The sequence below is a fragment of the Parabacteroides caeci genome (genome assembly GCF_023656795.1).
GTDB lineage: Bacteria > Bacteroidota > Bacteroidia > Bacteroidales > Tannerellaceae > Parabacteroides > Parabacteroides segnis.
The window spans coordinates 1-13,618 of record NZ_JAMOKT010000028.1; the positions used below are offsets into that span (position 1 = coordinate 1).

Annotated in this window: 2 protein-coding genes; both read left to right on the forward strand. The window is 41.2% G+C overall.

Going from position 1 to position 13,618, the window contains the following annotated elements; all coding sequences use genetic code 11:
- Positions 1 to 144: 144 nt before the first annotated feature.
- Entirely contained in the window at positions 145 to 5,133 is a 4,989-nt protein-coding gene (locus tag NBH15_RS14850) for a DUF6383 domain-containing protein (protein WP_250822957.1), read from the forward strand.
- Between the two features lie 631 nt (positions 5,134 to 5,764).
- Positions 5,765 to 13,606, forward strand: a complete 7,842-nt coding sequence (locus tag NBH15_RS14855; protein ID WP_250822958.1) for an MBG domain-containing protein — start codon at positions 5,765 to 5,767, stop codon at positions 13,604 to 13,606.
- The last annotated feature ends 12 nt before the right edge of the window (positions 13,607 to 13,618 follow it).

The window sequence follows — 13,618 nt, forward strand, 5'->3', positions numbered from 1 at the left end:
GAGCGTCTAAAGTAAGAGCTACCAAAGGGCTGTTGGTACACTCCTTTGGAAAATTGGCAATTGCTCTACTTTCTTATGTTAATTTTTAATCTTTGAATCAGGTCGCCAACTCCTGATTCGCATTATTAATTAATTTTTTTATTTATGAGAAAAAGTACTTTGAAAAGAGGAGGCATTGTTCTCCTGGGTGCTCTTGGAGTGGCTGGCTTTTCGTTCGCGGTGACAGCTGGACTCACTAAAGCAAGAGCTCCATGGTATGACACTCGGGAGCATTTTGAGACACCTGCCATTACGGCTGCTCAATTGAAACCGATTGAGAAAGTAAATATTCATACACATGCTGCAATTGAAGGTAGTGAGTATGGAAATTACTACTCAGTAATCGATTTTGCAAATATGAAAGATGCAAAATTGATGAATGGTGTGTATGCTTCATTCCTGAATATGGAAGAAGCGGAACAATTACCTTTTGACGGACAACATTTGACCATGGCTTATGATGAAATCAAGAACCATGAGAAAATGAACACTGCTTCTACTTTTACTTTTGTAGATGAAACAGAGAAGGCTTGTTTAGGTATTTATCAGAATACAAAAGCTAAAGCTCGTGTGGATTTTACCTATAGTACAAAAGGACTAATTGGTGTAGAGGGTATTGATATTGATATGGCAGCTTATGGAAATAAAGAGCTTGTCAATCGTTCTATTGATTGGTCTTACAGTGTTTATATATATGATCTGGCTGGAGAAAATGTTTCTAACCCGGTAAAGGAAAAGTCTATCTTTACTGCCGAAAATCATCAGATTGGTGCAAAACATGCTTGGAGAAACATTCTTCAAATATCTGATGGCGGTGTTTTGAAGCAAGGTGACTTGGATAACAAGATTATTGTAATCATGTTTGAGAGCACTCAATCTAAACCGGATAAAACATTGGAATCTACAGTCGATAAAACAAAAGATACAGAACCATTGACTGTATTCCGTAATGCACGTATCGCTTTCAATCGTCCTGATGTGGAAATCGCAGGTGAAACTACTGTATTTGAGGCAGGTGCCGGACGTAATACTTCTTGTAACAAAGCAACATTTACAACGACTGTTGAGTTTTGGAATACGTTGTATAAAAATGGTGAAGCAAACAATGAGTATACATCTACATTTGACGGCATAAACAACCGTGATGGCTTAGTTGAAGCAGATGATGAAAAGCAGCAAGAACTGGCATATTATGAACTGCACGTTAAGTATCCGTTTATCGTTGATGAGATGGTTCCTTCTTCTGAAGACAATTTAACAGAAGTCGCAGAAGAGTCTATTGTTTTGGAACAGTTTATTGTTTCAGGTATACCAGGTGTTGATAATGAAGTCGTTTATCGTATTCCTCGTGAATATTTCGTTCAAAAGGATGGAGTTGATGATAGAGATCGTATTTCTAATGCTACATTTGATTTCTATTTTGCTCCGCAAGAAGTTGCAGAATTTAAGGCTGACAGCTACATCTGGGCTACAACAACAGCTGAAGCTTCTGATACAGCAAGATTCGTTTTAAGTGGTTCTTCTATTCCTACATACAACGAAGTGAACGACTTGAACTTCGATGAATATAAGGATTATAAGACAGCAGAAATTTCATTCAAGAATCTGCCGTATTTCAACTCAAGAGGTGAAAAAGAATTAGATGAAATCCATTGGGGTGAAATTACTTTGGCAAATCGTACGAAAGCTTACGAACTAGCAACAGATCGTTATGATGACGATGTGAATCTGGTTGGTTGGAAGATCGTATTCATGAATGAAGGAAAGAAAGATTCTACTTATGTCCCGGGTCGTTATTTGCCGATGAAGGTTAATGGTCATTCTTATAAGGATTATGTGGAATGGTTTAACCAGTTGTGTGCAACATGCAAGGTTCCTGATGTTCCGGTGATAGGATCACATACAGAAAATTTACCTGTTATTGATTGTGCTGGTAATATTGAAAAAAACATCGTTAGTATCAATGCCATCTTCCGTTATTCTCGTGGTGATGTAAATGTAGATGACGATGAGTCATTGTATGTTCGTGAAAAATATACAATCGCTCCTGCATTGACATATAAAGCTGCAACATCAAGATATGACGAGAATTCTGAAACATTGAAGGCAAATGCCAAATATACTTATTCCGCTCAGGATTTGATGGATGGTAAGGCAGATGCTGTTTACGAAGGTCCGATCTGGATCAGCGGTACTAATACATTCGTATGGTATAACTTCGAAAGTGATGATCTGTTGAGTCATGCTATGGGTATTGTAACTCCGGTTTTGGCTAACGTGAAAGATAAAGACAGATTGGATCTGTTCTTCTCTCCGTATGATGAAACAAGCACTGTTCGTTTCGAGTCAAGACCTCATACTGTATACATCAAGGCTACAGGTTTGAAACCTGACGTTGCCGGTGGTACAACTGCCACAATCAAGGTATTCAAAGAACAGTTCTCTAAGAACGAAAGCACTGATGATGCTTTGTATCATACAAATGCATTCCTGTTCACTGCCGGTGAAAAAGAATATGACAAGGCTTACTGGTTGTCTAACAACATTAGCAATCCGGTTAAGACTATGGCTAAAGATGTAAATGGTGTATATGGTAAACTGAAAGGTACTGCCGTAACAGATACATTGTATTTCGAAGTTGATTTGGACGATGTGGCTTTGGTTAACCGTATTAAGAACGAAGGTCTGGAAATGAAAGTTGTTTATATGCCGTTCAACGACAGGAACGACAAAGCGATCATTTGGGATCTGATCCAAGGTTGTTGCCCGGGTCTGCCTAATGTATTCGACCATATCGCTCAGTTCGGTATCAAGACTGCAGACGTGAAGGGATTCAATGAATTCTACACTGTAGGTACAACCGATGCCGGTTTGGTTACTACTATGAACGCAGATGTAAGAGAAGGTTCTTATAACAGTTTCTATCCGTTCATTCTGAACCAGTTCAGCCCGGTTGAACATGGTGCTACTATCAAAGGAATCTATCGTGAAGCATTCACTAAAGATTACCAGACTCGTTATGTGAATACTTGCTATCCGGAATATACAGGTCAGTTTATCATTGCCGGTATCAACGTGATGGATCCGGTTGACATGACTACTTTCTCTAACAAGTCTACTGCATATAAGTACTCATTTGTTGAATTGTCTGACTTGAACGGTGTTGTTTACAGTACAATTGATTCAGTAAACGGTAAGGTTCAGATCAATCCGAATAAGTACGGTGAAGTTTTGATCGCCGTGAATGTTGCATTCGATCCGGTTGACCGTGATGGCATTGCTATGAGCATCGATACGATCAATACAGGTTCTGCAAAGGGCATGTGGGCACGCTATTATGCCAAGGATACAATTCAGTTGGCTCCGCAACAGCGTTCTAACGAAATCGCAAACCGTGTTCGCTTCTATGATTTGAATGATTATGAAAGAACATTGAAAGTAGATGATAAGAAATGGTTGAATCTTGGATTCTTTGCTCCTTACGGTATCAATGTCAACGATACTTTGACTGCTAAGATCAAGGGCGACGTTAAAGTACCGGAAGTATGGTACAGTTCTGACGCTGAAGGTAAGAAGAAGATCGAAAACTTCCAGTTTGGTGTAGTAAATGCAGGCGATATGAAAGATTCTGTAATCTATATTCAGGGTCGTGACCTGCCTCATTACGGAACGTCTACTATCGAGTCTGAAAACAAGATAGAACAGAAGATTAATTTGATCAGCAACTCTGATATGTTCACATTCGGTACAGCTAAAACAAAAGAATTGAATGTTCGTGAACAATCTTTGGCTTTGGCTATGAATGGTAACATGGAAGACGGGTCTCTGGATTATGTTTTCAAAGGTGGTAAGGGCGATCTTGTTAAAAACGTAATGCGTGGTGACGTAGTTGCTAAGATCGATCTTCGTGCTACTCCGAATGTAGAAGACTTGTGTGACGTAGAAAATGTTATTTCTTTGGCTGCTGTTTGCGATGTAAACAAAGATTTGGGTGTAGCATTTACTGCAGGTTTGGCTAATCCGACTATCAAAGAACCGACATATGGTGAAATTGGTGGTAGCGATGCTAAATTCAATTGGGAAGCCGTTCCGGGTGCTGAATATTACAAAGTTGCCGTAGGTCGCTTCACTCCGAAGTTTACTTCTGAAGATGTATTTATCTCTGAAGTTCGTGCCGACAACGAAAGCAGGACTATCTGGGTTGAGTTGTTCAACGCTACAGGTAGTGTAATCCACCGTGACAATCAGGTTAACTACTGGTTGGAAGTTACCAAAGAATACAAAGAAGATGGTGTTGTCAAGAAAGAAACATCTATCGTAGGTGTTGACAACTTCAGCATCCAGGGTAACTTGGATCCGATCGACAGAAAGTGGTCTTATGCTCCGATCGCTCACCAGATGAATGACATGGATCTGACGACAGATGTAACTAATCCGATCAAATACACTATCCGTTTGATGGAAGGATTCCAGACAGACAAACATCAGATCGATATTTATCTGTTCGATACTCCTGAAACATGGATGGTTAGAAAACCGGTTAGCCCGATGCCGATCAACAATGGTGAATTCTATACAGGTGACTGGAGAACAGAAGTCGGCTCATTGCCTACTGCTTATTACGAATGGCAGGATGATATCAACTTCGACGGCGAAGAATCATTCGACATCGCACCGACATCAACATCTATCCAGGTTCATAACCTGATCCCGCAGACTGCTTACACTGTACGTGTACAGGCATACAACAAGTGTGTAGGTGATGCAAACCAGATGATTCCGTCGGTAGACTATTTGGATTTCGCAACATCTAAGACTGCAACTTCTACGGGTGATATCTACTTCGATAATGCTGATGAGAATACTTCTGTAGGCAACGAAAATATCGATGCTAATGCAGTGAAAGTTCTTGGAGGCAACGCTCAGGTAACGATTATGAATGCAGCAGGTAAGAAAGTTGTGATCACCAACGTACTTGGACAGCAGATTGCTAACACTGTAATTGCTTCTGATAACGCTACATTCCCGGCTTCTGCAGGTGTAGTAGTAGTAGCTATCGATGGCGAATCGACTGTAAAAGCAATAGTTAAGTAATAAAGAGATATTTAATATTAATACTAGTGTGACTACGCAATGGCTCTCTTGCGAGAGCCATTAAGTAACCTGTGATGGGGGAAGAGGTAGTTTCGAATACTAAAGTAATGAAATAAAGTTCTTCCATTAGTACTGCTGTGAAGTAGGAAACATGGACCAAAAAGGGGCCCTGGTGGTAAAAGTTTTACGGCCAGGGCTTTTTTTCTAAATTGTAAATGAATTGAGATAAAAAAATGATGTGTGAAAGCATATATGCTTTATCGGCAAAACATAAGTGTTTTGCGAACGATCTATATATGTTTTAACAGAAGTTGCCGGGAAGTGTTCCGGCAGGGGCGGCAGGCGTTTCTATTAAACATAATGAACGTCTTGTACAAACAATATTTTGATGGATTTTATACCTTGGTCCGAAATATGAAAAAATAAAAATATAGACAAAAGGACCACGATACCTAATCCAATTCGTAAGTCAGTGATACTGTATGGGATAGTTGAAACCCGGTATTCGGTGAACTGTTTTATAGTGATGAAAATTATGTTTCTCCTTAGTGAAACAACAGTTCCTCCCGGTTGAAACTATTGATGTTGGTTGATGATTAATGACAAACATTATAAATTAAAAATATAAAGTATGGGAAAAATATACTTTAGAGATGTAAGTAGGAGATTACTTCTGTTTACATTATTGTTGTTGGGAGTCGTGACGCAAGCGATGGCTGTTGATCGGTATGTGATTGTGTTCAAAGACTTGCCTTATGGAACAACGGAAATTTCGTATGGGACAAGTGCGGATGTTATAAAAAGTGATTTTTTTACTGTTTATGAATCAAATGCCACCGAGGTAGGCGATTTTGCTGACTTTGTGGATGGTGGCTCTAGCCAGTTAAAAAATAGTTCCTTTGAAGATGCAAAGGGTAAATTAAAACTTTCAAATACGACATCTACAGACTTTTCCTTGGTACAACCTACCGGAAATGTTGTATCAGCGGTTGATGTAAAGATAGAGGCTTCTTCATTTGGGTTAACTAAACGCTATATTCTCCGTTTAGGAGTTGATGGAACAGTTACATCGTTTAAAGATTTTTATGATTCACCTAATCAAACAACGACTCAAACCGCAGGTTCCATCTCTTCTGTAACGAAAAATATAGATTTACCTCTGTATACATTTTCTGTGACTGATGGTAACGCTACAGTCGCAACTCTGAAGAATGATATTCTGTCGAAATTATCTGCCTCAATTGAAGGTATTAACGGATTAACAGTGGGGGATGTTACATTGCATAGTGGTACAGGTGATGTTACTAGCACTGCTCTTACTGCCGGAACGTATACCTATAAATTTAAATTATCTACTCCCGCAGGTATTAAAGCAAGTTTTGCCCGTGCGGACGGGGTAGCGGCTCCAGCTTCAGTACAACCTGGTCAAACTAACGCAGAAGTCGAAGTGTCGGGTTCTATCGTTGTGACTGATAAGACGGTTGTTACGCTGAAGGTTCCGGCAAAGGAAACGTTAAGCTTTTATGAAAAAGAAGCGAATGCCAATGTTGCGACTTTGGGTGATTTCATTGCAGCAGAGATTGAGAAGACAATACCGAGTGCGCATTCGACAAATATAACCGTATCGAATGTTCGGATTCTCAAAGCCGGATCGGTTCAAAGCGGAGATCTTGTTGCAGCAGATTATAGTTATCTCTTTGATGTAACTGTAAATTCGGAAGGCTATGTTGTTAATATCGAAAGATCTAATTCTGAATCTTTGGGGGCTACCATAACTCCTTTCAGAATAGAAGCAACAGGAAAAAAATCTGTGAAAGTCGGCAACAGTATCGTAATCAAATCGGTGCTGAGTGGCTCTGTTTTCTCTGCCAATTATACGACGGTAAGTAATCAGATACAAAATGAAGATGCTTTGAAACAGGCTATTCTGTCTGGCTTGTCAAAGAAGAATCAGGCTTTGAAGGATGATATTTATTTCGAAAACATACAAATTACAGGTACTCCTGCTTATCCTTTGGGAGCCGGTACTTATTCGTATACATTCGACGTACGTGCTCGGAAGGATTTGAAGATTGCTTTCCCTGAATCTTCTACGGCAGAAATCAAAGAAATAAAATTGAATGAAAAGTCTGCTTTTACTGTTTCTGATAAGATTACGGTAAAAAAGGTTGATCAGTCTGCTGCATCAATAAGTTTTGGTTCTTGGTCTTCCTATACTTATGGTACTCCATTAAGCGGTATTGAGTCTCAAATAACATTCACGAAAGTAGATGGTATAACCGGAATAGAAGATTGCTCGGTCTATTTCGTTAAAGACGGAAAAGAGACTCTTTATGAAACGGGTAAAACAGTGTTGCCTGTGGGTAAATATAATGTAAAAGTTTATTTCCCGGCAAGTGCAAGTGAGATTTATGACTACTCCTCAGTGAATGTAACAGGCGGTACAAAGAAGGTAGAGACCGACGGGCACGCATCGTTTACATCGACAGGTGTTCTTACAATTACGCCAAAAGCAATCGGAAAAACCAAACTTCCTGTGTTTACAGAAGGTGGCGACGGCTTGTTGGCTGAAGGAACTGCTGTCAACCGGGTTATTGCTGCGATAAGAGCAGCCATACAATCGGCAGACGGAACAGCAGCCATACTGGCTAAGAACGGTATCGAACTCTATTCGGATGAAACGTTTACGCAAAAGTTGACAAAAGGCGTTTTAGAATCAGGCAAAACGTATAGTTATCGTGTCATATTGAATGAAAATTATAAGCCGGGAACTCAGACGGAAGCTTCTGTAAGTGGAAAACTGTCTGCCAATACGTCTATAAACGGATATGACCTGAAGAATGCCGTAACTGCGACCAAAGCGGAAATAAAAGTCGTTTTGCCTGACTTTATTTCAACTCCGATAAAGATCGGTACGATCACAACGAAAGCGGAATTGGAGAAAAAAGTGTTGGATGCAGTGAATAATGCTAATTCCAGTTTGGAAACGGTTTATAGCTTTACTCCGCAAGTGACAACCGAAGCTCCTTTAACAAGTGAAGGTTATCTCTCTTATACTATAACATTAAAAGAGGGTGCAACCCATAAACTGGCCGATTATAAAATAACTTACCAGACACAAAGTTCGGCATCCAATAAATTGAATGTTGTCGCCGATGGCGTAATGTGTACGTTTAGTGAGGCAATTCGTTTTGTGACTGTTTTACCGGTAGAGCATGCCTTTACTTCTCCGAAGAATATTCCGGTTGATTATGTGAAAGACATGAAACCGGCTGCAATCACCTCTTTGGTAAGTGATAAACTGTACCAACTGAATGGCGGGGTTTTGGCTCTTACGGATAAAATCCAGGTGACATTGCTTGATAAAACCGGCACAGCTGTGAAAACAGTGTCCGAGTCGGAAGCTGTTTACGGTTATAAGGTTAGAGTTGCAAAGAAATCAGGCGTACTTGAAGAACTATATGCCGGAAAGGTAGATGCAGACGTGACGATTGATAATTCGGATGCTACTTATATTTATGTAACAGTAAAGAATGGTATTCAATTAAACGCTCGTCCGGTGGCTGAATTTGTCTTCCCGACATATGAATTTGATTATATAGTGGGCGAGACTGACGAGGTTTCTCAAATATTGGAACTGATCAAACGTGATTTGGTTTATAACAATCCGAGTGTTCTTTTGGCCTCTTATATCGAAGAAATTACCTCTTCTGACCTGAGTGTACCGGAAGGAGGAACAATGCAATATCTGGTCAAGTTTAAATCGGATTTGTTTGTGGATTATTCGAAGGTGACAGTGAATGGAGAGGAAGTGGCAGAAACTTCTCTGCAATCTCCTCAAATACCCGTTACGATCAATCCGCGTGCGGATCTTACCGTAAACTTGAAAACGTATAAATTTAAGAAAGAAGGTGCGTCGGATGAATTGATGGCGCAACATATCATGGCAGATATTCTGTTGAATAATCCGGATCTGAAAGGCAAGTGTATTCTACGTGTTACCATTGAAGGGGATGGATATAGGGTGTACTTTGCTCCTACTACCAAATACCGTACAATCACGGTAAAAGGTGCAGATGGCACAACTTTAAGAACGGTGAATTCGGCAAAGGCTGCAACAGGATTCCAACTTCCTTATGCGACTTCTATAACGCTTTTGGAAAACGGAGGTATTACCTTGATTGAAATTCCGATGGATATAGAAACGGAGTTGACATACCTGAACGAAACGTTCGGTTATACAGCCGGTCATTATGCCCGATTGATTCTTGACTACTTGAATCAGCATGTCATATCGACGGTTGCAAACTTCGTAAAACCGGACTTGGAAACTTGGGGGGTAAAGGTGAATATTATTCGTAACCAGACACAAGTAGATGCCGGAGGTACAGCCGAATTGATTCCGGTGGATGAATATTTGAAGGTTTCCGACTTGTATGGATATCAAGTGGTGTTGACGAATCCTTATTTCAAGAACTACTATACCTTGACTCTTAAACCACAGGCAAACATGAAAGTGACGGAAGAAGTTCCCGGTCAGACTTGGAATGTGCTTCTTTCCGGAACGATTACCAAAAATGCAGTGACTCCTGTATTGCCGGTTGTTACAATTGATTATGCCGATGCTAATACATTAGCTGTAGTGAAGGCGCAAATCAAGGATGCTGTGCTTAGTGATGCCGCAAATACAGAGTTGTTCAGATTGGTTGCTGCAACAGGTATTCAGCCTAGAGGTAGTTTCTCTGTTGAATTGACTGCCGATAGTCCTGTACCTGCCGGCAAATATGATTATACATTGACGTTTAAACCGATCGTGACGGAAAATGTGGATATCGCATCGGTTACCGGCAGGCTGGTTGTAAAGAAGGTTAAATTGGAGTTTGAATTCCCTACCGATATAACGTTCAAGTATGAACAGAAGAAAAAGGTAATGGAAAGCAAGATTCTTGAAGAGTTCTTGGCTATGAATGCAAGAATCTTCGATCAATATGCCGACTTTGCCAATCCTGGAGATATCTTTACTGTGACATTGAAAGATGCTGCATGTACGGGTGAAGCCAATGATCCGATTGCTGCAGGTACGTACGGATATGTGATAAAGATGAATGATGCCCCGGCTAACTTCACTTATAACATCGAAGCGGGTGGAAAATCTATGCCATCTTCTGTAATTGTAGCACAAAAGTCTTTAACAGTTAAATTACCTACATATTTATTGAATACACCTGACGAAATCAAACCGGAGGATCAAGCGAAAGCTGTCTTTGTTTATGGTAAGACCTTGTCTGAAATAGAAAACCAAATAAAGCTGACCGATATTCCGGCATTGAATAAAAAGTTGGCTGCTGCGGAAATTCAGGCTGTTGTTTTGCTGGGTGACGATGGAGCACAAACAAAGAATGCCACGCCGATTGCCGGAGTATACGATTATAAGGTGATTTTGAAATCGGATAATTATACCTTTAAATATGATGCGTTAGGTTGTGAGGTGGAAACAACAACGGATGGCAGTGTTATCGTTAAAGGTGGTTTGCAGATTGTGGAATATCCGGTTACTGTAGGTTTCTCTGAAGCGAACCGGTCTATTGCCGGTACTTGGGAAATAAAAGATGGCAAACCGGAATATTCATTATCTATAAATTGGATATCCGGGAATAACGGATATGACTTGTTGGCTATTTCCGATGAAGTCAAGAAGACATTGACTTTGGAACGTTGGAAAATGTATTTCAATAACGATTATCTGAACTGGGCATTGGTGGATACAAAAAATGAGATTGTTGTACAAGACAAGTCATTGAATGTTGTATTAAATACTTATGTTCAGGCAAATTTGACTTCAGGGACTTACTCCCTGCAGGTGGTAAAAGGAGGAACAGAGGTTCCGCGCCTGAAGTCTGCTGTCGGAGATTTCGATATCAATTTGAATACGACTTTGGCAACATTGACGGTTACCCCGGCAATCGTGACGGTTACCCCGGCAAAAGCTGCATATAGAAAAGTCTATGGGCAGTCAGGCGTTTCATCTTTAAAGCCGAAGTTGGCATTTGCGACGACACCGAAGTTGAACGCCGCCACTTTGGTTGCTGACTATGACCTTGAAAATCTCTTTGTTACGACAGATCCGGCCGATGCTGACGTGTTTGCGGCTTATTCACCTGTGGGTGATTATACAATCCAAACCAGCGCAGCCGCAGGAGTTGTCAGCGGTGCATTTGTACCTGTGACAGGTGTCGTGTTCGAGGCCGGTACGGAAAGTGCGATTGTAACGGTTTCTCCTGTCCCGATGGCAGATGCTGTACAGTTGAACGTTTCTGCTTCCCGCGAATATGGCGAAGATCCTGTGGATGGTGACGTAGCCGTGGCAGTAACACCGGCCGACGATACAGTGGATCAGATGTTGGTAGACGAGATCAGCACCATCCTGAACACAGCCGAAGGCCGTGTTGACTGGATTGACTGGGCAAGCTTCAACAAGAAGACAAATGCAGGCAAATATGAAGTACGCTTTACCTCCGATGCAATAGCTTCTATGGGTGGTTTGCTTACTAACTTCGATATGGGGGGTGTGACTATAGTATTAGACAGCTTGGAAATCCGTAAAGCAGATTTGACGGTGACAGCCGAAGACAAGAACCGTGTATACGGTGTGGCTAATCCGGAACTGACAATTGCTTACGAAGGCCTGAAGAATAATGAATACCAGAGCTTGGATGATGTATTCGATGGAGATTTCTTACCGGCGGTGGCAACAGATGCAACCGTGGATTCTCGTGGTACCTGGGATATTTATTTCACTCAGAAGCCGACAGCCAAGAACTATCATGTTACTTATGTGACAGGTAACTTGTCGATCAATAAGATTAAACGGGTAATCGTTTGGCCGGAAGATCAGCGCAACCTGACAATAGCCGTAGGTGAACATGTTGAATTGTCTGCAGCCGTAACGTCTGCTGACGATAATAGACTGTCGATCACCGGCTTGCGTTACGAACTGACCAATAATGATCGCGAACGCGTCGTATTGTATCAGAACGAGAACGGTAAGATGGTGATTGAAGGAAAGATCCGCACGTTGGACGGTCCTGTAAACATTACGGTTTATGCCGATGGCGATGAAACAACTTATATGGATGCCGAGCCTGTAACCGGTACGGTCACAGTGGTTGCTCCGGAAGGTGAAGCTGCGAATGTAAATATCATCGTATCGAATGTGACATCTGTTTATGACGGTACTCCGCGTGCCGTAACAGTAAAGGTTGCTGATAAGGATGGTAAAGAGGTAGATTACAAAGTTTTCTATGAAGGTGACCAAACTGCGTCTACCGTTTATCCGTCCGATCAGAATGCTCCGGTGGATGCTGGTGTTTATAAAGTGATTGTAAAAGCAGAAGTAGGTGCAACAACGTTTGTTTACGAAGCCAAGAATAAGATGATCATCGCTCCGCGTGTAGTGGAAGTGAAGGCTCGCAGTTTCGCAACAACGTATGGAAAGACTGTACCAGACTACTCGAAAGCATATGATTATGATAAGAGTGACTTCCTGGGCGGTGAAGATTTTGATGCCGATAAGATGCCGGTAGTACGTGCCGAGGCTTATAAGGGAAATGCCGGAACTTATAAATTGACTCCGTATTCCGTACAGGATTTCGGAAAGAACTATAAGGTATCTTATATTTCAGGCGAATTAGTTATCAACAAGGCTCCGCTGACAATTATCGCCGATGATAAGGAAAGCGTTTATGGAGAGGACTTGGCAGAACTGACTTATCAGTTAGACGGTCTTGTTAATGGTGAAACCATCAAGAACCTGGGCTTTGCTCCGCGTATCAGTTCGACGGTAACGAAGGGTGCTGATGCAGGAACTTATCCGATCGTGTTTGCCGACAATCATAAGTCAACGAATTATGAGGTGGCTTATAAGGAAGGTAAGTATGTGGTAGTACCGGCATCGCAGAAGATCAGTTGGAATCCGGAAACATCATACAAGGTGGAACAGCGTAACATTCCGTTGACGGCAGTGGCATCAAGTAAGTTACCGGTTTCTTATGTATCCGACAATGACGCGGTAGCTTATGTGAACCAGATAGGCGATAATTGGATCCTGACATTGGTATCTGACGGTTTGGTGAAAGTGAAAGCTATTCAGAACGGGAATACGAATTATTGGGGTGCAGAACCTGTGGAAGTAACATTTGCCATAGGAAATGCTTATGAAAGTGTGGATAATGAGACGATAGTCGTATCCGATCATATCGAAGTTTATCCGACCGTATTCACGACCAATGTAACGGTAACCGCTCCTTCTGCCATCAAACGTGTAGAATTGGTGTCTTATGCAGGTGTATTGTTGAAAGTCTTCAATAAACCTGAGTCTGTAATCAATTTGTCAAACTTCGGAAGTGGCTTCTATCTGCTGAACGTAACGTTGGAAGATGGCACTTTCAAGAGCGTGAAGTTGATTAAGAAGTAAGTAACCTGTAAA

Coding starts and splice junctions, on each gene's coding strand:
- NBH15_RS14850 (WP_250822957.1), top strand. CDS start 145: ATGAGAAAAAGTACTTTGAAAAGAGGAGGCATTGTTCTCCTGGGTGCT.
- NBH15_RS14855 (WP_250822958.1), top strand. CDS start 5,765: ATGGGAAAAATATACTTTAGAGATGTAAGTAGGAGATTACTTCTGTTT.